The sequence below is a fragment of the Christiangramia echinicola DSM 19838 genome, from assembly GCF_000423065.1.
GTDB lineage: Bacteria > Bacteroidota > Bacteroidia > Flavobacteriales > Flavobacteriaceae > Christiangramia > Christiangramia echinicola.
Window position 1 is genome coordinate 555,939 of sequence record NZ_AUHG01000011.1, and the last position, 25,418, is coordinate 581,356.

21 protein-coding genes are annotated in these 25,418 nt (G+C 37.0%); 8 read left to right on the top strand and 13 right to left on the bottom strand.

The genetic code is table 11. The features are described 5' to 3' along the window. Position 1 precedes the first annotated feature (1 nt). Positions 2-2,491 carry a M14 metallopeptidase family protein gene (locus G530_RS0107700; protein ID WP_026933974.1) on the bottom strand — a complete coding sequence of 830 codons (2,490 nt, stop codon included), beginning with the start codon at positions 2,489-2,491 and terminating at the stop codon, positions 2-4. A 113-nt stretch (positions 2,492-2,604) separates the two neighbouring features. On the opposite strand from G530_RS0107700, the gene bshC reads away from it, so the two are divergent. The 3 genes from bshC (at position 2,605) to G530_RS0107715 (ending at position 7,703) form a co-directional block, all read left to right on the top strand. Beyond that, positions 2,605-4,218 (top strand): bacillithiol biosynthesis cysteine-adding enzyme BshC, encoded by a 1,614-nt coding sequence (bshC, locus tag G530_RS0107705; RefSeq protein ID WP_026933975.1) that lies wholly within the window; start codon positions 2,605-2,607, stop codon positions 4,216-4,218. A 4-nt stretch (positions 4,219-4,222) separates the two neighbouring features. Further along, positions 4,223-5,587: a pyridoxal phosphate-dependent decarboxylase family protein gene (locus G530_RS0107710; protein ID WP_026933976.1), complete on the top strand. Its 1,365-nt coding sequence runs from the start codon at positions 4,223-4,225 to the stop codon at positions 5,585-5,587. 271 nt (positions 5,588-5,858) lie between these two features. Next, positions 5,859-7,703: a restriction endonuclease gene (locus G530_RS0107715; RefSeq protein WP_026933977.1), complete on the top strand. Its 1,845-nt coding sequence runs from the start codon at positions 5,859-5,861 to the stop codon at positions 7,701-7,703. Positions 7,704-7,744: 41 nt separating this feature from the next. On the opposite strand, the gene G530_RS0107720 is transcribed toward G530_RS0107715, so the two are convergent. Next, a complete protein-coding gene (locus tag G530_RS0107720) occupies positions 7,745-8,470 on the bottom strand; it encodes an SIMPL domain-containing protein (protein WP_026933978.1) in 726 nt (241 codons plus the stop codon). An 81-nt stretch (positions 8,471-8,551) separates the two neighbouring features. Here G530_RS0107720 and guaA point away from each other — a divergent pair, with 81 nt between their 5' ends. Genes guaA through G530_RS0107740 form a run of 4 tightly spaced genes read left to right on the top strand, consistent with a single transcriptional unit; the run spans position 8,552 to position 13,026 of the window. Continuing rightward, positions 8,552-10,081: a glutamine-hydrolyzing GMP synthase gene (guaA, locus tag G530_RS0107725; protein WP_026933979.1), complete on the top strand. Its 1,530-nt coding sequence runs from the start codon at positions 8,552-8,554 to the stop codon at positions 10,079-10,081. Positions 10,082-10,113: 32 nt separating this feature from the next. Continuing rightward, positions 10,114-12,093 carry a LysM peptidoglycan-binding domain-containing protein gene (locus G530_RS0107730; RefSeq protein ID WP_026933980.1) on the top strand — a complete coding sequence of 660 codons (1,980 nt, stop codon included), beginning with the start codon at positions 10,114-10,116 and terminating at the stop codon, positions 12,091-12,093. Further along, on the top strand, positions 12,083-12,484 hold the full coding sequence (locus tag G530_RS0107735) for an OsmC family protein (protein WP_026933981.1): 402 nt from the start codon (positions 12,083-12,085) through the stop codon (positions 12,482-12,484). The genes G530_RS0107730 and G530_RS0107735 overlap by 11 nt, the downstream gene beginning before the upstream one ends. Continuing rightward, positions 12,481-13,026 (top strand): DUF922 domain-containing protein, encoded by a 546-nt coding sequence (locus G530_RS0107740; protein WP_026933982.1) that lies wholly within the window; start codon positions 12,481-12,483, stop codon positions 13,024-13,026. The genes G530_RS0107735 and G530_RS0107740 overlap by 4 nt, the downstream gene beginning before the upstream one ends. Here the strand turns inward: G530_RS0107740 and G530_RS0107745 are convergent. The 5 genes from G530_RS0107745 to G530_RS0107765 all read right to left on the bottom strand — a co-directional run bounded on the left by G530_RS0107745 (position 13,023) and on the right by G530_RS0107765 (position 18,015). Beyond that, on the bottom strand, positions 13,023-13,970 hold the full coding sequence (locus G530_RS0107745; protein WP_026933983.1) for an NAD(P)H-dependent flavin oxidoreductase: 948 nt from the start codon (positions 13,968-13,970) through the stop codon (positions 13,023-13,025). The two genes, G530_RS0107740 and G530_RS0107745, sit on opposite strands and share 4 nt — an antisense overlap. Next, positions 13,970-15,583: a S8 family serine peptidase gene (locus tag G530_RS0107750; RefSeq protein WP_026933984.1), complete on the bottom strand. Its 1,614-nt coding sequence runs from the start codon at positions 15,581-15,583 to the stop codon at positions 13,970-13,972. Before G530_RS0107750 ends, G530_RS0107745 begins: the two co-directional genes overlap by 1 nt. Before the next feature lie 23 nt (positions 15,584-15,606). Then, a complete protein-coding gene (gene mnmA / locus G530_RS0107755; RefSeq protein WP_026933985.1) occupies positions 15,607-16,794 on the bottom strand; it encodes a tRNA 2-thiouridine(34) synthase MnmA in 1,188 nt (395 codons plus the stop codon). Between the two features lie 116 nt (positions 16,795-16,910). Continuing rightward, positions 16,911-17,315, bottom strand: a complete 405-nt coding sequence (locus tag G530_RS0107760) for a lipocalin-like domain-containing protein (protein ID WP_026933986.1) — start codon at positions 17,313-17,315, stop codon at positions 16,911-16,913. Positions 17,316-17,349: 34 nt separating this feature from the next. Further along, positions 17,350-18,015 (bottom strand): toxin-antitoxin system YwqK family antitoxin, encoded by a 666-nt coding sequence (locus tag G530_RS0107765; RefSeq protein ID WP_026933987.1) that lies wholly within the window; start codon positions 18,013-18,015, stop codon positions 17,350-17,352. 88 nt (positions 18,016-18,103) lie between these two features. Between G530_RS0107765 and G530_RS0107770 the strand changes: the two genes are divergently transcribed. Further along, a complete protein-coding gene (locus G530_RS0107770) occupies positions 18,104-19,159 on the top strand; it encodes a fasciclin domain-containing protein (protein ID WP_035716011.1) in 1,056 nt (351 codons plus the stop codon). Between the two features lie 295 nt (positions 19,160-19,454). On the opposite strand, the gene yidC is transcribed toward G530_RS0107770, so the two are convergent. The 6 genes from yidC to G530_RS0107800 form a co-directional block, all read right to left on the bottom strand. Next, positions 19,455-21,311, bottom strand: a complete 1,857-nt coding sequence (gene yidC, locus G530_RS0107775; RefSeq protein ID WP_026933989.1) for a membrane protein insertase YidC — start codon at positions 21,309-21,311, stop codon at positions 19,455-19,457. A gap of 46 nt (positions 21,312-21,357) precedes the next feature. Next, positions 21,358-22,998 carry a CTP synthase gene (locus tag G530_RS0107780; RefSeq protein ID WP_026933990.1) on the bottom strand — a complete coding sequence of 547 codons (1,641 nt, stop codon included), beginning with the start codon at positions 22,996-22,998 and terminating at the stop codon, positions 21,358-21,360. A gap of 119 nt (positions 22,999-23,117) precedes the next feature. Then, a complete protein-coding gene (locus G530_RS0107785) occupies positions 23,118-23,351 on the bottom strand; it encodes a DUF3820 family protein (protein WP_156888607.1) in 234 nt (77 codons plus the stop codon). Between the two features lie 2 nt (positions 23,352-23,353). Next, positions 23,354-23,722, bottom strand: coding sequence for a response regulator (locus tag G530_RS0107790; protein ID WP_026933992.1), 369 nt, complete (start codon positions 23,720-23,722; stop codon positions 23,354-23,356). Continuing rightward, the gene (locus G530_RS0107795) at positions 23,719-24,588 is read right to left on the bottom strand and encodes a hypothetical protein (protein ID WP_026933993.1); all 870 of its coding nucleotides are present in this window, start codon (positions 24,586-24,588) and stop codon (positions 23,719-23,721) included. Before G530_RS0107795 ends, G530_RS0107790 begins: the two co-directional genes overlap by 4 nt. A gap of 18 nt (positions 24,589-24,606) precedes the next feature. After that, the gene (locus tag G530_RS0107800) at positions 24,607-25,194 is read right to left on the bottom strand and encodes a carboxymuconolactone decarboxylase family protein (RefSeq protein ID WP_026933994.1); all 588 of its coding nucleotides are present in this window, start codon (positions 25,192-25,194) and stop codon (positions 24,607-24,609) included. Positions 25,195-25,418 lie beyond the last annotated feature (224 nt).

Here is a 25,418-nt window from a genome sequence, read left to right on the forward strand (position 1 = left end):
ATTAGTAATCGTAACCTGTATTATTGGTAAAGAAGATTGCGTTTGCAAAGAAAAGTTTTCCATTTTCCCAGAATGCTCTAAATAAAGGGTTGTCTACCATATAAACAATACTACCTTCTCCCATAGGGACCTCTCCAAAAATCAGGGAATTATTAAGGTTCTTAACCGCTTCACTTCCGGCAAAACCAGAAACGATCTTTGGCTTCTTAATATAAGAAACATTGTATCCATCCTTTAACAAGGAATAGCTGTCATTGCTTTGTTTAAGCGTAAAGTAATTTTCATTATACCCAAAAGCCAGAGGATGGGTGTTGTCTAACTGGGTTTCTATGATACTTCCGGTTATCAGGTTTTTTATATTTTCACGTTCTCTTTTGGCGTAGGAAATAAGGTTTGCCTCGGCAGCTGTGGTATCTTTTTCTTCAGTTTTATTTTCCCTGATCCCGAATCCTTCTTTATCGATAAAATTAGAAATTGCATTCCCTACAGCGATCAGTTTTCCCCCACTTTCTACCCAGGAGGTTATCTTTTCCAGATTCTTGTCCTCTAAAAACTCACTATACCATCCTTCCGGCATTATCAAAATATCGAATTCGTTAAGGTTTAATCTATTAAAATAAGCTGAATTCAATGGTGTAACTGGATAATTAAGATCCTGCTCAAAAAAATACCATATCTCACCAAAATTGAGAGAAGAAACTTCATCTCCTTTTAATAAACCCACCTTCTGGTGGTTTATAATCTTTATGTCTGAAGATCCAAAATCTGGACCGCTACCAGCGAAGCTCGTTTTGGTGGTTAATAATTGACGTTCGAACTTATTTGCGATCTCAATGACTCTGGAATCAAAATTTTCCAGTTTTCTATTGTCGCTTTTGGTGATAATAAGGCTTCCAGGCTTAAATTTTTGACCGTTGCTTTCAAAAGGGACTTCACTAAAACGAACTTTTATTTCGCTTTTAATCAGCTCAGCCAGGAATTGGGCATCCTGCATACTGTTCCATTTCGCAATATATCCGGCAGCATTGGAATTGGTTTTATTTTCGATTTTATTTTCACTGGTTTTTTCTGAACCGGTTATGAGCTTATTGCTGGCGACAGCATCGAGCCCATATGCATAGGGCAAACTCCATGCAGTGATGTCGTAGGTAAGGGAATCTGCTAATTTGGTTTTCGGCTCGAATAGCACCTTAACCATTTTAGCTTTCGGCTGATTGGTTGATACGATAAGGGTGTTCCTATCGCTGTTCAAACTTCCATTAGAACTTGAATTAAAACTATACCCGCTAATTTTCCCCGAATTAGCATATGAATATTTGATCTCATGCCTGTCTAATAGCTCCTTTAATGCGTTGAGTTTATCAGGATTTCCTTGTAGCGCATAGCTGGCATATTCAAAATCATCTGAATTGAAATAGTTCTGAAATTCATTATTCAATTCTGAAGCATTTTTGGAAGCTACTTCAACTGTTGAAATCCCAGTGGTGAAATGATGCTCCAAACGATCTTTTAAAGTAAGTACATAACCTTCATCTGTTTTAATGCCCAGGCCTGCGCGCCCGTGACCAGCCTGTTCATAGGTCATTCCGATAGCGCCCATATAGGTAGGGTAGGTGTCGCCATAACTGGGGTATAGAAGATCGAAGCGTTCTCCCGTAAAATACAGCCATCCTTCTTCATCAAAATATTTAGCATGATTCTTACCAATTAAGGTTTGAAAATCTCTTTGGAAAGGTGTAATTACTTCATGAAATGGCTCTGCAGCTGGTGCGAAATAATAAGGGTCATTAATTCCCTGCTCATGAAAATCTACGTGTATATGCGGTAACCACTGATTGTAAATTTTAAGTCTTTCCTGGGTTTCAATTTGCGTGGCCCATGCCCAATCCCGATTAAGGTCAAAAAGATAGTGATTGGGTCTCCCGCCCGGCCAGGGTTCATGATGTTCATCGGCTTCCTGGGTGATATTATAAGGTTCGGCCTTTACCTGGTTGTACCAGTTAGTATATCTATCCCTTCCATCGGGATTTACACAGGGGTCAATGATCACAACTGTATTTTTTAGCCAGTCCTGCTTTTCGGTAATCAACTTATAAATAGTTTTCATAGAAGCTTCAGTACTGGAAGCTTCGTTACCATGTACATTGTAACTCAGCCATACGATAGCTATTTCAGAATCACTTTGATTTTTGCCAATTCCCGCATTATTTAAATGGGAACCTCTAATATTTTCCAGCTTCGCCATATTTTCTTTTGAAGATATTACAGCATAAGTAAGAGGTCTGCGTTCATTCGTTTTTCCGTAAGTATGATATTCTGCCATTGGAGAATTCTCAGCGACATGATTAAAATAGTTTACCACATCTGCATGTCGTGAAAACTGGGATCCCAATTCATATCCTAGAAATTCTGAAGGGCTTTTAATTTTCTGGGCAGTAACTAAATGGAAGCTTAAAAATAGTAAGCCTATAATTAGGTAATAATTTTTCATTAAGTAGTTAGTTTCGAATAAGCCGAGTAAAGATAGCATCTAAGCTCGAATTAACTAAAATTTAGGGAATAAAATGCCTATCTTCGATATCTTTGCAACCACAATTGAAATTTATGCCAACCGATTGTATTTCGTATCCCGAAACCAATTATTTCACTCCTTTAATTCTTGATTACCTGACGGAAAAAACCAGTCTGCAGGAATTCTATAATCGTTTTCCTAAAATCGAAAACTTTGATGCTCAGATCAGGGAAAAGAAAGGGAATTATGATCACAGCATTAGACAAAGTCTTGTTGAGGTATTGAATGATCAATATTCCCAACTTGAGGTTTCTGATAGCACCAGGAAGAATATCGATTCTTTAAGTGCCGAAAACTCCTATACTATTGTAACCGGTCACCAATTAAATCTTTTTACCGGGCCTCTTTATTTTCTTTATAAGATCGTTTCCACGATCAATTTAACCAGAAAACTGAAGGATGAATTTCCGGAGAATGAATATGTTCCTGTCTACTGGATGGCAACGGAAGATCATGATTTCGAGGAGATAAATTTTTTCAATTTAAATGGTAAAAAATTTAAATGGAACAATGCCGATAAAAGAGCAGGACAAACTGCCGTTGGCGGACTTTCAACTGAAGGTCTTAATGAGGTGTTCGAGCTTTTTTCCGCGGAAATAGGTGGCGGTGAAGATGCAGATTATTTGAAAGATCTGTTTAAAGAAGGATACCTGAAAAATGACAATCTAACAGATGCTACGCGTTACATTGCTAATAAACTCTTCGGGAAATATGGATTGGTGATCATTGCTGCGGGAGATGCGAGGTTGAAAAAGCATTTTATTCCACAGGTTAAAAATGAGTTGTTTCAAAAGCTTTCTCATGAAAATACGACCCGTGCAGTTGAAAAAATAAATTCACAGGGTTATAATGCTCAGGTTACACCCAGGGAAATTAATTTATTCTATCTCAATGAAGAAATTCGCGAAAGGATCATTGAAAGGGATGGAAAGTTCTTTGTGCATGAAACTGAAATATCCTGGACTAAAGACGAAATTCTTACTGAATTAAATGATCATCCGGAAAGATTTAGTCCTAATGTAATGTTGCGACCGCTATATCAGGAAGCGATCCTGCCTAATTTATGCTATATAGGTGGAGGAGGAGAGCTGGCATACTGGCTGGAACTAAAATCCTACTTCGAGGCTGAAAAAATAACATTTCCTATGTTAATGCTTCGAAATTCGGCACTGTTGCAAACTCGTAAACAGGATGATAAGCGTGAACGATTAAATATTTCTATACAGGAATTATTTCTAAAGCAACATGAATTGATAAACCGGAAGGTTCGAAAAATTTCAAATATCGATATAGATTTTTCTCCGCAGAAAGAGCATTTGGTAGAACAATTTCAGCATATGTACGATCTTGCCGAACAAACTGATGAGACTTTTCTGGGTGCAGTAAAAGCACAGGAGGTTAAGCAACTTAAAGGCCTGGATAATCTGGAAAAAAGGTTATTAAAAGCACAGAAGCGTAAATTAAAGGATGAAGTAGAAAGAATAGCCGAGCTGCAGAATGAGCTTTTTCCTAATCGTAGCCTCCAGGAAAGACAAACTAATTTTTCTCAATTCTATGCGGAATATGGAGAAACTTTGATCGAGAAACTAATCGAAGAATTAGATCCGCTTGAGGTTAACTTTAAAATTTTGACTTTTGGAAAATAATAGAATGCATACCATAGATATGGATCTGGTAGAAATGACTTTAGATGTCATGAAATATACTATAGATCGTATCTCTAATGTTACTCCAGAATTGGGTTCTCCCAAAAAGGAAGAAGATCTATTAAGAATTGTGGGAGAAACCATTACTCCTGAAGGGATTGGGGGTGAAAATGCTTTTCAGTTATTCAGGGATGTGCTGGTGAAGGCTACCGTGCCTATAGATCATCCACGACATTTAGCTTTTGTACCTGCTGCGCCTACTAGGGCTGCCATCATGTTCGATCTTGTAACTTCGGCTTCAAGTATTCATGGGGCTTACTGGATGGAAGGTGCCGGAGGGATATTTTGTGAAAACCAGGCAATGAAGTGGCTGGTTTCCCTAACTAAACTTCCTGAAGGTGCTTTTGGAGTTTTTACCAGTGGAGGTACCGCCGCAAACCTTTCAGCATTAGTTACAGCAAGGGAAGAGTGGAGAGAACAAAAGCCAGATCATGCTAAAGAAAGAGCTTTACTATTAACTTCCACCGGGGCTCATAGCTCAATAAAGTCTATGGCCAAAGTGATGGATGCAGATGTTCATTTAATAGATTCAGATGAAGAGTTTCTTTCTGGAAAAGAATTAAGCAAGGCGATTAAAAACCTCAATGATAAGGATAGAAACCGACTGTTTGCGGTAGTTGCAACTGGGGGGACAACTAATGCCGGGATCATAGATGATCTAAAAGGAGTGGCAGATGTTTGTGAAAAGGAAAATATCTGGTTCCATGTAGATTGTGCGTATGGCGGAGGAGCGCTGGCTGCAAACTCGGTAAGACACTTATTTGATGGGATAGAAAAGGCAGATAGTATAACAATAGATCCTCATAAATGGCTGTTTTCGCCTTATGATTGTGGAGCAGTAATTTATAAGGATCTCGAGCTTGCTAAAAAGGCACATTCTCAAAAAGGAGCTTACCTGGAGATCTTTAAGGATGAAGGTGCGCAAGGCTTTAATCCTGCCGATTATCAAATTCAGTTAACCCGGCGACTTCGAGGAATGCCACTTTGGTTTTCCCTGGCTATGCACGGCACCAATAAATATAAAGAAGCTATAGAACGCGGAATTGAGCTGGCGAAGATCGCTGCTGAAAAAGTTAAGGAGAATGATAATCTTGAGTTAATGAGACCTGCGAGTTTATCTGTTGTCCTTTTTAAAAGAACGGGGTGGACAGCAGAAGATTATCGTGACTGGACCTATAAAAATCATAATTCAGGCTTTGCGCTGGTAACGCCATCTATCTGGAAAGGAGAAAGTGTTGTTCGTTTCTGTTTTATAAATCCAGATACCACAGAGGACGATATAGACCAGATATTAGAAACCTTGAATTAGATCTCTATCAATCAATTTCATATTCCAGCCTCATAAATAATTTATGAGGTTGTATTATTTTAGGAGGTAATTGAAAATCTATTTTTTGGTTTAAAAAAAAGTGAATAAGGTTGAAATTTCACATTATCAATAAAAACGAGCTTATTTTTTTTAGGCCTAAGAGTGGAATGTTAGTTCAAATTTCTATATTTATAAGCAATCTGCACTGATGAACTCCCTACGATACCTCAGTACCGATCTAAATTTACATTTTAACCAACCTTAGAATTACATGAAATTAGATAGCGTATTGGATCGTTTAGGTTCAATTGAGAAAAACTCATTTATAAAGGTCATTGATAATATCATTTCTCATGACCCTAAAAATTCCAAGCAAGTAGAAAAAATCTTAAGTTCTGCGGATAAAGGTTTAAAATCAGCTGATAGTGAGAATGTCAAAAAGGTTTTTGAACTAATTCAGGATGAGTTTTATAAATGCTTGAAATGTGAATTTCAAGAGACTTCTTCACAATTGGATATCTTGATTGATATCATTACTAGGGATGGGAACTGTATTATGAAATTAGATTGGTTTTCCAGACTATATGAATCGGAAGTTAAGAAGATCAAGAGTAGGGTTAAGGAGATGGAAAGGTCTATTTCTGATCCTAAATCGGAGCTGTCGATAGAAAGAAAAAGAGATTATCATATTTATAAATCTTGTCTTGAAACAGCTTACATAAATGATATAGAAAATAATAGGGAAGCAAAAATCACCTCAGATGAGTTATCCATTGTTTTAACCCTTTCAAATGTATTAGACCTTTCTCAAGAGGAGGTAAAGCTTATAAACTACTCCATATTGCCTATTAAGAAATTAGAGATTCTTGATGTAGTTAATAATCTTAAAAATATTGGTGTTATTTTCTTCTCCAAGAAAGAGAATACTATATACGTTGCAGATGAGATGGTGAGACTATTAAGAAGGTTAAGAGGTAAAGATGTAGCAGACAAATATTTGAGAAGAACTCTTAGAATAATGAGAGAGCCTGTAATTAATCAAATATGCAGGACCCATAATATTTCGATTAAAGAATCTTTTAATAATAAAATTGAATTAATTATTAAAGAAGGTATCTCATTTAAATCACTACTTGCTGAGGACATTCATAAAAAGAATACAACTCTTACTGAAAAAAAGAAATATTTGAATGAGGTTGTAGAGAAAGGTCTAGAAATAGAAAACCTTAGAGGCAGTATTTTGGAAGATAAGATTGATAGTCTGATTGAACATTTTGATCATATTGAAAGAGATGAAAAAATACCTATAGCCCTTGATGGTTATGAGAAATTATTGGCTGAACTTAACAATTCCTTACCTAAACTCAACAAACAAATCAGGGATCAATTTGAATTGCAGGAGGAATTTGTATTAAAAGGTGATTTTCTCTTAGATTTCAACATTAAGCCTAGAGATATATTAGATCTAATAGAAAAAGATGATCTAAAATATTTCATTGCAGAGAATGGGATTAAGCAGCGGGGAAATAATATTTTAAATATCCTTGAACATTACAAAGATGCAGATAATCTCTTCCTTGAAAACTATGAGAGGGTTGCTTATAGAGACCTAAATGGATTAAAAGAAAATGGTATAACTACTAAGGAAAGTGAACTTGGATTGAAATTCGAAGAGTTAACTGGTAGAATATTTCAAGAGCTTGGTTTTACCGTTGATGATGGGCTTAAGAATGGTTTAAAATCCAATAAAGATATAATGGATATTATTCTTCACCTTGATAATGGAGATGTAATCATTGTTGAATGTAAGACAAGTAAAGAAAAAGGGTATAATAAATTCAGTACCGTTTCTAGGCAATTAAAAGCTTATAAGAATCAAGTGGAGAAAAAGGAAAAGCGTATTGCCAAAATTCTACTTGTATCACCGGAATTCACAGACGATTTTATTACCGATTGTGAGATGAATGTAGAATTGAATTTATCATTAATCACAGCTTCATCTTTATTAAAAATTTATAAATCATTTAAGGAGTCTGCTTATCACGAGTTCCCTCATGTTTTATTTCGAGATGTATTGATAAATGAAGATAGGATAGTAAAGGCCCTGAGTAAATAATATTACTATTTATAATAGAATTAAAAGTAGTAATAGATATATCAATCAATTTCATATTCCAGCCTCATTGTAATTGAGGCTGTTTTGTTTTTATCTGCCGTGTTGTACGCTCCACTCCAGCTGTAATCTTCCCCGCTATTCTGTCCCGTGATCTGAAATACTCCCATATTGGCGCTTTTCAGATCTCCAAGATCTTCACCACTATTTGCTGCAATCTTTTCAGCTCTTAAACGAGCATCTTCCGTAGCTTTTGAGATCATCTCAATCTTCAAATCTGCAATCTTTGTGTAATAATATCTTGGAGGAGAAGAGTTGAATTGAACGCCTTTGTTTAAAAGCTCGGTGATCTCCCGGGAAACACCTTCGATCAATTCTACCCTGGCCGATTCAATTTTAATTGGCTGTATTAATTCATAGCCCTTAAAGATGCTACCCGTAAAATTTCCATTTTGATATTGATTCTCTCTTTGTTCATTTGTTTGTACCGAATTAAAAACAATATTTTCAGATTTAATGCCCTGGTCTATAAGGTATTTTCTAACGATCTCTTTATCGCGATTCAATTGATTATACGCTTCTTCTAAGTTCTCATTCATGCGGCTGAATCTACCTTCCCAAACGATAAGATCTGAAACAAAATTTTCACTCCCAGAACCGGTTACAGCGATAACTCCGTCTGGGTTGGCTCTGGAGACATAAGAGTTACCCAAATAATAGGCGGCAAGAACAATGGCAATAGAAAATATTATAGCACTAAGGTATTTCATGTGATGTGATTTAGCTTTTTAAATATAGAAATTTTATCAATTCCTTTGCTTTCATTTTTTCTCGTTTTCCTATTTTTGCGCATGCAAAACAACGTACTCATCCTAGACTTTGGCTCGCAGTACACGCAGCTTATCGCGCGAAGAGTTAGAGAGCTGAATATTTACTGCGAAATCTATCCATATTCTAAAATCCCAGAAGATCTATCAACTTTTAAAGCAGTCATCCTTTCCGGAAGTCCTTTTTCGGTAAGAGCTGAAGATGCTCCACATCCTGATCTTTCACAAATTCGTGGTAAATTACCAATGTTGGCGGTTTGTTATGGGGCGCAATACTTCGCTCAATTTTACGGCGGAAAAGTAGAGCCATCTGATACGAGAGAATACGGTAGAGCAAACCTGACTGTGATCAAAGATGCTGAGCCGTTATTTGACAATATCAAGGAGAATTCACAGGTTTGGATGAGCCATAGTGATTCTATTATTAAACTTCCTGAAAATGCGGTTAGATTAGCCAGTACTTCAGATGTATTGAACGCGGCTTATAGAATTGACGGGGAAGAAACTTACGGGATACAATTTCACCCTGAAGTTTATCACTCTACAGACGGAAAGCAAGTTCTTGAAAATTTCCTTGTGAAAATTGCAGGTACAAAACAATCCTGGACGCCGGGTGCTTTTGTAGATCTTACAGTTTCAGAATTAAAGGAAAAGATAGGGGACGATAAGGTTGTGCTTGGACTTAGTGGTGGTGTAGACTCTACAGTAGCCGCGGTACTTTTGCATAAAGCGATAGGTAAAAACCTTTATTGCATTTTCGTAAATAACGGACTATTGAGAAAGAACGAATTTGATAGCGTCCTTGATCAATACAAACATATGGGGCTTAACGTTAAAGGCGTTGATGCTTCGGCACGTTTCTTGGATGCGCTCAAGGGATTAAGTGATCCTGAAGAAAAGCGTAAGGCTATTGGGAATACCTTTATTGAAGTATTTGATGATGAAGCTCACGAGATAAAAGACGTGGTTTACCTGGCACAGGGAACTATTTATCCAGATGTTATTGAATCGGTTTCGGTAAACGGACCTTCAGTAACGATTAAATCTCATCATAATGTTGGCGGATTGCCAGACTTTATGAAGCTTAAAGTAGTGGAGCCGCTTAGGATGCTTTTCAAGGATGAAGTGAGAAGAGTTGGAAAAGAACTTGGGATTGATAAGGAATTATTAGGTAGACATCCATTTCCTGGACCTGGACTTGCCATCAGGATCTTAGGAGATATCACTGCTGAAAAAGTAAGGATCCTTCAGGAGGTAGATCATATATTTATTCAGGGATTAAGAGACTGGATGTTGTATGATAAGGTTTGGCAGGCAGGAGCGATCTTATTGCCAATTCAATCTGTAGGGGTGATGGGAGATGAAAGAACTTATGAGCAGGTTGTAGCACTTAGAGCGGTAGAATCTACAGATGGTATGACTGCAGACTGGGTTAATTTGCCATATGAATTTTTACAGAAAACATCTAATACAATAATTAACCGGGTAAAAGGCGTTAATAGAGTGGTGTATGATATAAGTTCAAAGCCACCTGCAACTATTGAATGGGAATAAGTAAATTGTCATTTCAACCTAAATCGATCATAATGAAGTACCTATTTGTAATATGCTTTCTTTTTCAATTTTATTCGACTTCGGCGAATGCCCAGGCTTATAAATATCATACGGTAAAAAAGGGGGAAACTGTCTTCAGTATTTCTCAATCTTATAATATCGATGAAGAAGATATTTACAAATATAACCCCGATGCTAAAGAAGGGATAGGTATCAATGAAAAACTGGTTATTCCGGTTGAAGCAACCAGATCTGAAAATAAGGCTGAAAGTAATACTCAATTTACAGAACATACGGTTAAGAAAAAGGAAACTCTTTATAGTCTTTCTAAAGAGTATGATGTAAGTGTAGATGATATTAAGAGATATAACAAGCAGCTTTATTCTAAAGAACTGCAATTGGGAGAAACTATCAGGATACCATCTGGTACTACTGTAGCTTCGACTAATAATACTCCGGTTGAAACTCAAACTATCTCAAAAGGAGCTTCTGTTACAAAACCACAGAGCAACCAGATCACGAAAACCAGAGAACATATTGTGCTTCCTAAGGAAACCAAATATGGGATAGCCAGAAAGTATGGGATGACCGTTAAAGAACTGGAATCTATTAATCCTCGTGTTGAAACACTTCAGCCAGGGATGATGATCAGAGTAGGGGTTGATGTTCTGGAGGATGAGCCGGTGATCATTACCGATGATCGCTTCAGGTTTTATGAAGTAAAGCCGAAGGAAACCATATTCAGTTTAACCAGAAGATTTGGCGTAAGCGTGGATTCCCTGACTCACCTTAATCCAGCTTTGAAAAATGGCCTGAAATTCGGAATGGTTTTAAAGGTTCCGGAACATCCAGAAGGTAAAGATATTGAGGATGATGAGGTTTACACCGGGATGGGTGAGGAATCTAACACTAAAATGGATCTAAGTAATTCTATTAGTAATCGCAGCACTAAGGAAATTGTGCTAATGTTACCTTATCACCTTAATAAGATAGAAGAAGATTCAATAGAGACTTATAGAAATTCTATTCTGAATGAAAGAGTGGTTAGAATTTCCCTTGACTTCCATAGCGGAGTTCTCATGGCTGTAGATAAAGCTAAATCAATGGGTATATCTACTAATCTAAGAGTTTATGATACTAAACAAAACTCTTCTGAGGTGGCTAATATCATTAATGCCAATAACTTTAATGAAGTAGATGCGGTTATAGGCCCGCTGCTACAGGATCCAACAGAAGCTGTTGCCTCCAGACTTGAAAGTAAGAATATACCAGTGATCAATCCCCTTTCTAACAGGAGCATGCGTGGTTATAATAACCTTTTCCAGTCTATACCAGGAGAAGAATATATGAAGAATGCCATGCTGGATTTTATTGCAAAGAATGCTTCAGGTAAAAATGTGGTAATAGTTGCAGACGGGAGAGCTTTTAAAATTAAAAGTGAAATAAGTAATATTATTCCAGGTATACGATCTGTGAATCCTACAAATAACTATGTTTCAGATCAGGAGTTGAAAAATGCATTAACAACAGGTTCTAATATAGTTATTCTGGAGTCTGATAATATTAATTTGGTAAGCAGTGTGACTTCAGCATTGAACAGGTTGGCCAGGAATCATGATATTACCTTGCTAACTACCAATAAATCGAATGCTTTTGAGAATGATATCGTTTCTAATAATCATCTTGGAAACCTCAAACTTCACTATCCTTCTGTAGATAAGGAATATGATACCGATACTACTGAAAGTTTTAACGAGGAATATAAAGAGCGATTCAATATAGAACCAAACAGGTATGCCATTAGAGGTTATGACCTGACTATGGATGTGCTTTTAAGACTGGCTTCTGCCGGGGATCTATACGAGTCTTTTGAAAAGTATCCCGGTTACACCGAATATTTCGAAAGTAAATTTCATTATATGCCGGGTACCAATGGAGGTTTTATTAATGATGCGATTTATATCTTAAAATTGAATAAGGATCTAACCATAAGCGAAGCTAATGACCTCTAAAGTAAAATATCTTGGTGGTTTAAGAACTGAGTCTGAACATCTGCAGAGCGGCTCGAAGATGATCACTGATGCCCCGGTAGATAATCACGGGAAGGGCGAAGCTTTTTCTCCGACAGATACCGTTGCAAATGCGCTTGCAACCTGTATGCTAACCGTAATGGGAATTAAGGCTGAATCTATAGGAGTAAATATGGATGGAGCTTCTGCCGAGGTTACCAAGACCATGGCTGCAGATCCAAGAAGGATATCAAGAATTGAGGTGAAAATTAGTTTCCCTGGTTCATATTCTGACAAGGATACCAGCATCCTGGAAAATACCGGTAGAACCTGCCCAGTATTGCAAAGTTTACACCCGGATATTGAAAAGGATATTTTCTTTAATTATTCATGAAAAGGTTATTTCACTTAATTTTTTTCTTATTCACTGTTTCTGGATTATTTGCCCAGGAAGCTGAAACAAAGATAAGGTGGGCTGAAGACAGGCTCTTGTCCTGGGAGGATTTTCAAGCAGAACCTGATACAACTAATTCTTACTCTGCAAATACCAATTCCGGCATCAGTTATGGTTGGAATTATAGCACAGCAACTGGTGAGCCAGTTTTAGATCATGAGGTTTTCACTAATTTTTATCCTGGAAGATCCTGGGTAAAAGATATTGAAAACGAAGAATATTTACTTGCTCACGAACAACTGCATTTTGATATTTCAGAATTACATGCCCGGAAGCTTAGAAAAGCATTGGAAGAATATGAAATAGGCAGAAGTATCCGCCAGGACCTTAAAAGGCTTTATAATAGAATTGAGGCTGAAAGGGTTTCTATGCAAAATAGATTTGATAAGGAAACCTCACACAGCGAGATCAGGGAAGCCGAAATGCGATGGCGTAAATTTATTCAGCAGGAATTGAAAAAGCTGGAAAAATACTCCAGCTAGAGACGGGCAACTTCTTGTTTCGCCTGTTCAAATTCTGAGATCATTTCTTTTACAATTTCAGCTGCAGGTTTAATTTCATGAATGAGTCCTGAAATTTGTCCTATCTCCAGTTCACCCTCTTCCAGGTCACCTTCAAACATGCCTTTTTTTGCACGCGCTCTTCCTAACAGATCAATGAGTTCTTCCTTACTTGGAGATTTTAAATATAAACTCTGAACATCATCGTAGAATTTATTCTTAAGTAAACGTACTGGTGCAAGTTCTTTAAGCGTAAGTACAGTATCGCCTTCCTGAGCATCTACCACCATTTTTTTGAAATTCTTATGAGACGAAGCTTCAGGAGTGGCCACAAACCTGCTTCCAACCTGTACGGCATCAGCTCCCAGGACCATGGCTGCAAGCATTCCTTTGCCCGTGGCAATTCCGCCGGCAGCAATTAATGGAATCGATATTTTTTCCTTTACCATTGGGATGAGGGTGAAAGTAGTGGTCTCATCTCTACCATTATGACCGCCTGCTTCAAATCCTTCAGCTACTAGAGCATCTACACCGGCTTCTTCAGATTTCATCGCAAATTTAACACTGCTCACCACATGCACTACTTTTATTCCATTTTCCTGCAAATGCTTGGTCCAGGTCTTAGGATTACCAGCAGAGGTGAAAACGATCTCGACACCTTCCTTGATGATGATCGCCATGATCTTATCAATTTCAGGATAAAGCATAGGAACATTTACTGCGAAAGGCTTATCGGTTGCTTTTTTACATTTTTGAATGTGCTCTTTTAATATTTCGGGATACATGGATCCAGCTCCAATGATACCTAGCCCACCGGCATTTGAAACTGCACTGGCTAATTTCCATCCGCTGGCCCAGATCATTCCGGCCTGGATTAGTGGATAATCAATATTGAAAAGTTGGGTGATTCTATTTTTAGATGCCATTATTCTTTGAGGATAAGAAAGGAATTTCTTGAATTATTTTGTTCAAACATAACAATATAAATTCCTCTGGAAAAACCAGTGAGATCTATTTCGTTTTGAACATTATTTTTTTGCAATAAAACATGACCGAGACTGTCGAATAAAGTGAGGTCAAAATTTTGACCTGAAGGCTTGCTGAATCTTAATGTATTCTGAACAGGATTAGGAAATAAAGTAAATTCCAGGGTCTCTTCAGATTCTTCATTATCTTCTAGAGTATCATCAAATTCTAGAAAGATCTGCCGGAAATTCGGTATGCCATAACCTAATTTTGAATTCGGATTTGAATAGGTACTTGCAGATTCTCTAACTATCTGCATTAACTCAAGATTCGTCCATTCAGGGTTTAATTGCCAGAGGCTAGCAATGGAACCGGCAAGAATAGGGGACGAGAATGAAGTTCCGTTAGCCTGAATCAAGTTATCAAATTGGTCTACCGTGACAATTTGATGGCCCTGTGCGGCAACATCTGGTTTAATTCTTCCGTCTGCAGATGGTCCGGTAGAACTGAAAAAAGCATATTCTCTATTTGGTGTAACTGCTCCCACGCTTAAAACATTCGCATCTGCAGGTGCACCAATGATCTTAAAATAATTTTCGTCTCCGCGATTACCGGCAGAGGTTACCACCAGCATGCCTTTTTCAGTAGCGATATTTGCTCCACGCGAAATAAAGGTAGTATTGCCATCCATATCACCTGGCGTGTAACTATAATTTGCATTATCGAAAAGAGTGTAGCCTAAAGAAGTATTAATAATATCTACACCCAGACTATCTGCCCTTTCTGCCGCTTCTACCCAATAGGTTTCTTCTACAGGTGTTTCCGTTGCTCCTACCTCGGTTCGAAATAAATAATAAGAAGCATCCGGGGCGGTACCTGTAAAACTTTCTTCCTTGAAACCACCCATAGTAGCGAGGACTAAAGTTCCATGATTATTTAGATTGGAATTACCAAAGTCATTAGATCTACTAGGAAAATCATAGCCACCTAATAATTTATTTTGTGATCTAAGACGCTCGAATGTAGCCATGGAATTTACATTAGGAAATCCAGCATCCATAACTGCGATGGTAATTCCTTCTCCGGTAAAATCATTTTCATGCAGAAAATCTGTACTCAACATGCTCGTCTGATTTTCTGCGGGGCCGTAATTAAAATCAAAATTTGATTCCAGTTTGTTATTTTGCCTGGCAACCTGCGATTGTGAACGGCTGGATAAAGTCTTGTTCGCAAATTCAATTTCAGATACAAAGTCTAAGGCAGAAAGAGAATTTATATTCTGTATTGAACCAATAACGTGAATACAGTTCATCCACTTTGATTTAGCTTTCACAGAGATCCCATCATAATCTTTAATGATAGAAATATATTCTTCATTTACAGGAATATCCCTTACATCTATTGGCGTACCGCGCAGAGATTTTCTTGTAATTGCTTTAGGTGAAAGTATACTGGAAGGATTTTCTAATGCTTGTTGAACATTCGGTTTATCCTTAAAAAATATCCAGGCATGCTCCTCCTGAGCGTAGGAAGAGAAAGATAAAAGAAATGCAAAAAATAACAGTTTCTTCATGAAGTGGAGAATGGTATTTCAATTTACGAAATAACTCCGGATCCCAGTAATTCCTCATTTTTATACCAGGCTACAAACTGACCCTCGGTAATAGAAGCCTGAGGCTCATCGAAGATCACATACATCCCATTTTCAGTTTGATGTAGTGTAGCATCCTGCAATGGCTGGCGGTATCTAATTCTGGCTTTTACCTTTAATTCTTCATTGTTTTGGATAGCCAGATCTTTGCGAACCCAATGTGCCTCATCCTGAGCTATAAAAAGCCCATGTCGATAAATGCCGGGATGATCCTTTCCCTGACCGGTGTATATCACATTTTCATCCACGTCTGTATCAATGACAAACAATGGTTCTGGAGTACCACCAACAGCAAGTCCCTTACGTTGACCTTTAGTAAAATAGTGTGCGCCCTGATGTTTTCCCACTACTTTCCCGTCTTTCTGGGAATAATTGAATTTCTTAGAAAGATGTTTCAGTTGATCTAATTCCGAATTAAAATTAAAATCTTCTTCATTATAATGATCATTATCTGCAGGTACCTCTACAATAACACCTTCTTTAGGCTTCAATTTTTGCTGAAGAAAATCTGGAAGTCTCACTTTTCCAATAAAACATAATCCCTGAGAATCTTTTTTATCGGCAGTTATTAAATTTTGTTCTGACGCGATCTTTCTTACTTCAGATTTCTGTAACTCTCCAATAGGAAAGAGGGTTTTGGAAAGCTGATCCTGGGTTAACTGACATAAAAAATAAGACTGGTCCTTATTATTGTCTTTTCCAGATAAAAGCTGAAAAACAGTTTCGCCATCCTTTTCAAATTCTGCCTTACGGCAATAATGTCCTGTGGCTACATAGTCAGCGCCTAGAGAAAGCGCGATCTTCATGAAAACATCGAACTTTATTTCGCGGTTACAAAGAACATCAGGGTTTGGAGTTCTTCCTTTTTCATATTCATTGAACATATAGTCTACGATACGCTCTTTGTATTGTTCGCTAAGATCTACCGTTTGAAATGGGATTCCAAGTTTATCGGCCACCATCATAGCATCATTGCTGTCGTCCAACCACGGGCATTCGTCAGAAATAGTAACCGAATCATCATGCCAGTTTTTCATAAAAAGGCCAATGACCTCATAGCCCTGTTCCTTTAAAAGATAGGCTGAAACACTTGAATCTACACCTCCAGATAAACCGACAACAACTTTTTTCATTCTTTAATATTTAGACGATTAGATTAACCGGTTAAAGAGTCGGTTAAGCGGGCACAAAATTACGAAATAAAAAAAGGTGGCGAAAGCCACCTTTTGTATTGTAAATTACTGATTCTTTATTTTACAAAAATTATTTCTACACCTGGAAGTTCGGAACTCGTGAATGTAAATTGATTATCTCCTTCAAAATTGACATTACCAGTAGTATTACCTAATGAAGGAACTAGGAAGGTATAAGTGTTCCCTCCTTCGAAAGACCAATTTCCTGGAGATTCACCTTCAGATTCACAATTTGCACCTGATTCTTCAAAAAATTCTGAATTTCCAGATCCATCAGCATTGAATACTATGTAAGAATTTTGATTACAACTATTTAGGGTATTTTGGCCCCCTATGGGTTGTAAAGCTTCTAAAAACCATTTTCCAACTATTCTTGTGCCGTCATCAGAACCGGAATCATCATCATCGCTACAAGACGTGAACATACTAATTGATAATAATAGAATTAAAACCTTTTTCATAATAGATAATTTAGTTATTCAAATATATTGATTTTTAGTAATCTTCTTCTTTTTCTAATGTACCATCCTGATAATACTTCCAATGGCCAGTTTTACTACCTTCTGTATAATTTCCTTCCATAGTCTTTTCACCTTTTGGGGTATAGTATATGGCAGAGCCATGCAGTTTACCATTTTTATAATTTAATTTTTTAGTAACCTGCCCGTTATCAGCGAAGATGAGACTTTCTCCATTCTTTTCTCCATTTAAATACTTTGTTTTTTCGGCGAGATTTCCATTAGTGAAGAAGGTTTCCTGTAAACCATGTAGTTTGTCGTTCTTATACTGTTCAGTCATCATAATACTGTCAGATTCCTGATGGAAATAGGTCCACTTTCCTTCCCGTTTTTTATCCAGCATTTTACCTTTACTAATAGGTTTGCCTTTTTGAGTATAATAGGTGACCTGAACAGAATCTTTACCGTCATTAAAATTCATGATCGCAGCAGGATGATCATAATAGCCTTTTTTGAAGAATTTAAAGACTCCAATTTCCTTTCCATGATCAAATTCACCTTCAAATTTTGGGTTTGTGGTACCGTCGAAATTGACTTTCCAGGGACCATGTCGGCGATCTTCGGCGTCAAGCTGGTTGTTTTGTGATTTGCAAATAGCTGGAATACAGAATATTAAAAATAAAAAAAAGCTGTGTTTATTCATATTTAACAAAGATTAAACAGAATTTTAGGGTTTAAGGTTCTATTTTTATGTAAAATCAAAAACAGATCAATAACTTAAACTTAGAATTATGAATTTTATTTTAAAAAATGTAAAGTTAAGTTTTCTCGCCCTTTTTATATGTGTGGGTTTCACGGCATGTGACGAAGAAGACGATTTTCAATTCGAGGATGATGTCATGACGACACCAGAGCCAGATCCAGATCCGGATCCAGATCCAGACCCAACAGATGATGGATCTACAGAAACTAATACGATTATAGATTTTGCTGAAGCCAATGGATTTACTTCTCTTGTAGCTGCGGTAGAAACTGCTGGTTTAACTGAAGAATTAAGTGGAGATACCGAGTATACTGTATTTGCTCCAGACAATGATGCGTTCCAGGCACTTTTAGATTCAAATGATGAATGGAATGCTTTGGAGGATATAGATGCTGATCTATTGACTCAGGTTCTTATGAATCATGTACAGGCAGGAAGTATCATGTCTTCAGATCTCGAAACTGGTTATATCTCAAGTTCTGCTGAGGTGATGATTGGTGAGGATACCGTAAACCCAAGTTTATACATCAACGTAGATGGGGATGTTATGATCAATGGTGTTGCTATGGTGACTAATGCAGACAATGAAGTTGATAATGGAGTGGTGCATGCTGTTGATGCTGTAATCGGGTTACCAGACATCACCACATTTGCTACTGCAGATCCAAATTTTTCTACCTTAGCTGAAGCTTTAACATCTGCAGAACTAGTTGAAACCTTGCAAGGTGAAGGTCCTTTTACCGTTTTCGCACCAACAAACGATGCATTCCAGGCACTTCTTGATTCTAACGACGACTGGTCTGCATTAACTGATATTGATGCTGACCTGTTAAGTTCAGTTTTAACTTACCACGTAGTTTCAGGAAATAATACTTCGGGTGGTTTAACAGATGGGATGACCGTAACAACTGTACAGGGACAGGATCTTACCATAAATATTGCTGATGGTGATTATACAATAACAGATGCCTCCGGTGGAACTTCTGATATTTTGGAAGAATTCGTTGATGTACAGGCGACTAACGGAGTGATACACGCTATAGATATGGTATTATTACCAGATACTAGTGGGGACGATGATTAATTTTAAAGTATTAGTTAAAATAATAGACCCTTGCTTCTTAAGCAAGGGTTTTTTTGTGTGAGCTTTAAAAATAAGGTTATCTGAAAAAATAAATTTAATGCTGAATAGCTTATATTTCACGATGATAATCCTATAATAATTTACTGAAAAAAGGCAGGCATGAATTAAGTTTATTCCATCAATGGGTAAAGACCTTGCAGCGTTTTTAGTAAATCTATGAACCTTCAAATTAATTCAAATAAAAAGCCCCTGAATATTCTTCAGGGGCTTAAATCGTACTAATAAGATTTTAAGTTTAGCGTTTCTGGTTTTTCTGTTGCTCTTGCGCTTGTTCCATCATATCCTGAAACTTTTTAGTAAACTTGTTTTGTTTCTTCGGTTTCTTCTTGTTCTCCTGGATCTTGGCATGGATCTTATCTTCATCAATAATAGCATACTTGATCACCAACATAATACCAATGGTAATAAGGTTAGAGGTGAAATAGTATAATGATAATCCACTAGCATAATTGTTGAAGAATACCAACATGATAATTGGAGAAAGATACATTAAGAACTTCATATTCGGCATTCCAGGCTGTTGCTGTGCCTGCATATTCTGTCCCGTTGTCATCATCATATAGATGAATATGGCGATAGAAGCCAGTATTGGGAATAAACTTACGTGGTCACCATAAAATGGAATTGTGAACGGAAGTTCTGCGATCGTATCGTAACTGGAAAGGTCATCTGCCCACAGGAAGCTTTTCTGTCTTAATTGAAATGCACTAGGGAAGAACTGGAATAGCGCATAGAATACAGGTATCTGCATAAGTGCAGGTAAACATCCACTCATAGGGCTGGCTCCCGCCTTACTATAAAGCTTCATGGTTTCCTGTTGCTTTTTCATTGCATTGTCCTTGTACTTCTCATTAAGTTCATTGATCTCTGGTCTTAGGATCTTCATTTTCGCCTGAGATAGATAAGACTTATAAGTTACTGGCGATAATACAATTCTTACTACGATCGTCATTGCAATAATCGCAAGACCATAACTTGGAAGTACTCCAGCCAGAAATGCAAAAAACGGAATGAACAGATATTTATTTATCCAACCAAAGATTCCCCATCCTAGAGGAATAATTTCATCAAGGTTACGATCATAATCATTCAGGATTTTATAATCATTAGGACCATAATACCAGTTCATGTCATAATTAAGTTCACCTGCCTTTAGATCTAAAGGAATTGTAGATGCAAAAGTTTTAGTAAATACGGTATCTACTTCTTCATCGTCTACCAGGTTCTCTACCTCAAATTTAGAACTCTGGAAAGGTGTATCTGTAAGTAGTATAGAAGTAAAGAAATGCTGTCTATAAGCAATATAGCTTATATCTTCATCCTCATCATCTCCACTGGATACACTATCATCATCTCCACCGTCATATTCATAGATAAGATCTGTATAACGATTTTCGTAAGAGATACTTTTTGCGTGTCTGTATCCTTTTAGTTTCCAGTCAAGAACCGGGGTTTCAGCAGTATTCAATACTCCGGTAAGACCTTGTGAACGAACACTGAAATCCAGCATATATTCGCCTGGTCTCATAGCATATCGGTATTCCAGATATTCATTTTCAGAAACTTTAAGTTTCATGGAAAGTATCTGATTTCCGTTGCTTTCAGTTAACTGTGGTTCAAAATATAGATTTTCAGTATTTAAAGTTCTACCATCGGTAGTACTGAATTTCATATTTAAAGAAGCATTGCCGTCTTTTATGATATGAACCGGAAGTGAATCGTAGGTCTTGAAATTTTTAAGTCTTGCCTCTTCAATATACCCACCTTTATTCGAGATCTTAAGTTCTAAGACATCATTAGAAATAGTAGTTGTTCCTCCCTGAGCTGATGCCAGTGTTTCTGAATATCCAAATGCTCCCAGCCTGCGTTGCGCATCTGCCAGCGAAGTAGAATCACTTTGAACTGGGCTGGAATTATTTTCGGTATTAGAAATTTGAGATCTTTGATCTCCTTCTTCTACCTGCTCTGTGGTAGTTGTTGGGTTTACTGATTCAGTCTCTTCAGGAGTATTATTATAAAGCATCCATAACAGGATACCTCCAATTAGAATAAATCCAATTATGGATTGAATATCTATTTTCTTTTCTTCCATTATTTAATTTTGCTTAATCTTCCTAGGTCAAAAAAACGACCAATTATTATTTCTGTGCCATCTTGGCATTTTTGTTTTTAACAGAGTGGTCGTGTGCAGCTTTTACAAAAGATACAAATAGAGGATGTGGACTAGCCACTGTACTTTTATATTCCGGATGATATTGCACGCCAACGAACCAGGGGTGATCTTTTAATTCTATGATCTCCACAAGGCCAGTTTCAGGATTGATACCAGTACTTAACATACCTGCATTTTCAAGCTGCTCTTTATATTTATTATTGTATTCGTAGCGATGACGGTGACGTTCTTTTATTTTATTGGTTCCATAAACTTTATGAATAATAGAACCTTCGGTCAATTCACAATCCCATGAACCAAGACGCATTGTTCCACCTTTGTGGGTGATCTCTTTTTGAGCTTCCATCAGGTCTATCACAGGATGTTTGGTTTCAGCATCCATTTCAGTTGAGTTTGCTCCTTTTAATTGCAATACATTTCTGGCGAATTCTATTACAGCCATTTGCATCCCTAGGCATATTCCCAGGAAAGGAAGATCGTTTTCACGGGCATATCTTACCGCATCAATTTTTCCTTCGATCCCACGTTCTCCAAATCCAGGAGCTACAAGCACCCCGTCAAGATGACTTATTTTATTATGTATTGTACTGTCATTGATGAATTCTGAATGGATATATTCAACATTCACATAAACTTCATTTTCGGCTCCAGCATGAATGAACGACTCCAGAATAGATTTATAAGAATCCTGTAGCTCCACATATTTTCCTATTAAACCAATATGAACTTCGGCTTTTGGATTTTTATGTCTTTTCAGGAATTGATTCCATCTATCTAGATTAGGAGTAGAATCATCTGATAAGGCAAGTTTCTTTAAGACTACCTTATCCAAACCTTCTTCCAGCATCATATTAGGAACATCATAGATCGTTGGAGCATCTATACTTTGTATAACCGCTTCCTGACGCACATTACAAAAAATAGCTAACTTCCTACGTATATCATCTGAAAGTTCATGCTCTGTACGACATACAAGAATATCTGCCTTAATACCGCTTTCCATTAGAGTTTTTACACTATGCTGAGTTGGCTTGGTCTTTAATTCGCCAGCTGCAGAAAGGTATGGCACCAAAGTAAGATGAATTACAAGTGCATTATCATCACCAAGTTCCCATTTTAACTGCCTTACCGCTTCTATATATGGTAAGGATTCAATATCACCTACAGTTCCTCCAATCTCTGTGATCACGATATCATAGTCGCCATTCTGACCAAGGATCTGAATCCTTTCTTTTATCTCGTTAGTGATATGAGGAACTACCTGAACGGTTTTTCCAAGAAATTCTCCACGGCGTTCTTTTTCAATTACACTTTGATAAATTCTACCAGTGGTAACGTTATTTGCCTGGGAAGTATTTACGTTTAAGAAACGTTCGTAATGACCAAGATCGAGGTCTGTTTCAGCTCCATCTTCAGTTACATAACATTCTCCGTGCTCGTAGGGATTTAGGGTTCCCGGATCTACATTTATATATGGATCCAGTTTCTGAATAGTAGCTTTAAAGCCCCTTGCCTGCAACAATTTTGCTAAAGAAGCTGCAATAATCCCTTTTCCAAGGGAAGAAGACACACCTCCTGTAACAAATATATACTTGGTATTGGCCATTTTAATTCTAGTTTGTTGTGTTGTTTATTCAGGGCGCTAAATTACAAAGAAGAATAGAAAAAGCAGACAATTTGGAAAGCTATTATTAAGAGCTTTTTAACTAAAGTTTGGTGAGGTTTTTATGGCCGTGGATACCTCTTTCTTATCTGTCTTAAAAGGCCCTCAAGGCTATTGATCTTTAACTCGAATACCTGCTGCATCTGGTCCCCAAGTTTTCCTGGAGGAAAACCTTTCTGCCGGAACCATACATAATATGGCTCGGGAATATCAGAGAGATAATATCCCTTATATTTTCCAAAATGCATCTTGGCATACGCAAGTTCGAGAATTTTATTAGGATCTGGCTGAAGCAATATTATGAAGCTTTTAAGTAATCTGAAAGTTCAGACAACTTCTGTTTATTCATTGGTTTTACCATGTATTTTACCACGCACGGATATTGCTGGGCTTTTTCCATATCCACTTTACTCGTGCTGGATGTAAGAATGATGATCCTGTGAAAAATGTCCTGATCTTTCATGGCATCAAGAAAATCCCAGCCACTCATTACCGGCATATTAAGATCAAGAAAGATCAAAGCATCATGGTCTTCTGCCACATCCTGAAAAGCTTCTGCGGGATCTGTAAAATCTTTTACCGGACCATCAAATCCTTCCAGTTCCAGTAATTTTTTTGTGATAAAATTCGAAATAGGCTGATCGTCTATCAGGTAAACCTTTTTCATATTTCTGCAGCCTTTAAATCGGTTAATTCTTTCGATGCCATTTCTACAACTTCTTTTAATACTCCATCCATTTCTTCTGAACTGGACTTTAATTTCGGGACCAAATCCTTTCTGCAGGTCTCGTCATCGAGGAAATCGAAAAGTTCTATAATTCCCAGTATCCTTGAAAGTGGTTCCCTAATGTTGTGGGCATTTAAAGCTGAAATATGAAGCAGTTTTTCATTCTTCTGAACAATTTCACTGGTTCTTGCCTTAATTATTTCTTTTTGATTGAAAACAATTCGCTGAATTTCCTCGTTCTTCTCTTTAATAGTATTGTAGGCTTCAGAAAGATTCTCATTCTGGATGGCAAGTTGCCTTCTTAAATAGATCTCACTGAATTTTGCCTGAACACAATCTACCATTAACTTTAAAATATCCACATCACCAATAGAGAATGATTTCTCGTGATCGGCGAGCAAAGATACCACTACTTTTCTTTCAGATTTATTAAAACACCAACCCCATAACACCGGATCTAATAAATTATTCAGATTCAATTTACCTTTTACAAGTTTATCAGGAATTTCATTGGTGATAAGAGGTACTCCATTGGATAAAAGTTGCTTTTCATAAGGGAATATCTCATTCTTACCTTTTAGATCGAACCAGATATTATTCCCAGCTAATTCAAAAGTGAACAGCTTATCACCCTGGAATATGGTCATCCTGATAATGTGGAAATTGATAAGGTATTTTAAATGGGTTTTACATACTTCAGAGACTTCATCAAGATTTATGCAACGATTTATTTCATTGGCAAATTTTGAATAAGCCTCATAAGTTATCCTGTAAAGTTGGGGAGTATTCTGTGCTAAATTATGCATTTAAAAATGTGATCTTACCTATTCCGGGGTTTCTAGCAATTCGTTATCGATCTTTATACCAGAAACATCAGCAATAGTATTAAGCATATTTACCAGATCTGCCTGTGCCATTAATTCCTGTATTTCTTTTAAAGTAAAACCTGCTTTCTCTAATTCATTAAAATCTTCGTCAGAAATTTGAGAGTGATTTAAAGCTGCTTTGGTTACAATTTGTACCGCAATCTTATAACTAACAGGCATTGAAGGAGAGTTTAAACTTTGAGTAGCTCGAAATCCTTTTTCTTCAGAGATCATAGAACTCATGCTGTCTGCAAAAATACCATGCGCATGAGAACAATAATTACAGCCTCTTTCTTTAGAAACGTTATAGATGATCAATTGCTTGAGTACGTTGGGAACCTGACCTTCCATTAAGGTATTCTTCAATTTACTCCAGTTTCCTTTTAAAAGTAATGCATTGTCACCCTGACATTTAAACCAGTTTAGAACAAAGGGTAATTGAAGTGTTTTTTTTGTGTCGTCATAAATTTCCTTTACTTCATCTGAAGCCATATCATAGGAAATCATGTTATAACGAGATTGTGTCTGAGTTAGAGAGTTATCCATAAAGATTTTTGTAGGGTAAAGTTGTAATTTAGATTTTTGAGGTGGTAAATATCACCGTTTTTATTGAGTATTATAGTAATACTACGGGAATTAACGAATAATAAGTAAATTCTTACTTTCTTAAGATCTTATGTAGGTGTTTTATTACATTTAATCGAAGTTAAACTTTTAATAATCCTTACTGAATCTTACTGAGGTATTTTTAGATTTAGCCTTTTCAAATT

Excerpts from the sequence above, each read along its gene's own strand:
- G530_RS0107700 (WP_026933974.1), bottom strand. The coding sequence starts at position 2,491 with ATGAAAAATTATTACCTAATTATAGGCTTACTATTTTTAAGCTTCCAT.
- bshC (WP_026933975.1), top strand. The coding sequence starts at position 2,605 with ATGCCAACCGATTGTATTTCGTATCCCGAAACCAATTATTTCACTCCT.
- G530_RS0107710 (WP_026933976.1), top strand. The coding sequence starts at position 4,223 with ATGCATACCATAGATATGGATCTGGTAGAAATGACTTTAGATGTCATG.
- G530_RS0107715 (WP_026933977.1), top strand. The coding sequence starts at position 5,859 with ATGAAATTAGATAGCGTATTGGATCGTTTAGGTTCAATTGAGAAAAAC.
- G530_RS0107720 (WP_026933978.1), bottom strand. The coding sequence starts at position 8,470 with ATGAAATACCTTAGTGCTATAATATTTTCTATTGCCATTGTTCTTGCC.
- guaA (WP_026933979.1), top strand. The coding sequence starts at position 8,552 with ATGCAAAACAACGTACTCATCCTAGACTTTGGCTCGCAGTACACGCAG.
- G530_RS0107730 (WP_026933980.1), top strand. The coding sequence starts at position 10,114 with ATGAAGTACCTATTTGTAATATGCTTTCTTTTTCAATTTTATTCGACT.
- G530_RS0107735 (WP_026933981.1), top strand. The coding sequence starts at position 12,083 with ATGACCTCTAAAGTAAAATATCTTGGTGGTTTAAGAACTGAGTCTGAA.
- G530_RS0107740 (WP_026933982.1), top strand. The coding sequence starts at position 12,481 with ATGAAAAGGTTATTTCACTTAATTTTTTTCTTATTCACTGTTTCTGGA.
- G530_RS0107745 (WP_026933983.1), bottom strand. The coding sequence starts at position 13,970 with ATGGCATCTAAAAATAGAATCACCCAACTTTTCAATATTGATTATCCA.
- G530_RS0107750 (WP_026933984.1), bottom strand. The coding sequence starts at position 15,583 with ATGAAGAAACTGTTATTTTTTGCATTTCTTTTATCTTTCTCTTCCTAC.
- mnmA (WP_026933985.1), bottom strand. The coding sequence starts at position 16,794 with ATGAAAAAAGTTGTTGTCGGTTTATCTGGAGGTGTAGATTCAAGTGTT.
- G530_RS0107760 (WP_026933986.1), bottom strand. The coding sequence starts at position 17,315 with ATGAAAAAGGTTTTAATTCTATTATTATCAATTAGTATGTTCACGTCT.
- G530_RS0107765 (WP_026933987.1), bottom strand. The coding sequence starts at position 18,015 with ATGAATAAACACAGCTTTTTTTTATTTTTAATATTCTGTATTCCAGCT.
- G530_RS0107770 (WP_035716011.1), top strand. The coding sequence starts at position 18,104 with ATGAATTTTATTTTAAAAAATGTAAAGTTAAGTTTTCTCGCCCTTTTT.
- yidC (WP_026933989.1), bottom strand. The coding sequence starts at position 21,311 with ATGGAAGAAAAGAAAATAGATATTCAATCCATAATTGGATTTATTCTA.
- G530_RS0107780 (WP_026933990.1), bottom strand. The coding sequence starts at position 22,998 with ATGGCCAATACCAAGTATATATTTGTTACAGGAGGTGTGTCTTCTTCC.
- G530_RS0107790 (WP_026933992.1), bottom strand. The coding sequence starts at position 23,722 with ATGAAAAAGGTTTACCTGATAGACGATCAGCCTATTTCGAATTTTATC.
- G530_RS0107795 (WP_026933993.1), bottom strand. The coding sequence starts at position 24,588 with ATGCATAATTTAGCACAGAATACTCCCCAACTTTACAGGATAACTTAT.
- G530_RS0107800 (WP_026933994.1), bottom strand. The coding sequence starts at position 25,194 with ATGGATAACTCTCTAACTCAGACACAATCTCGTTATAACATGATTTCC.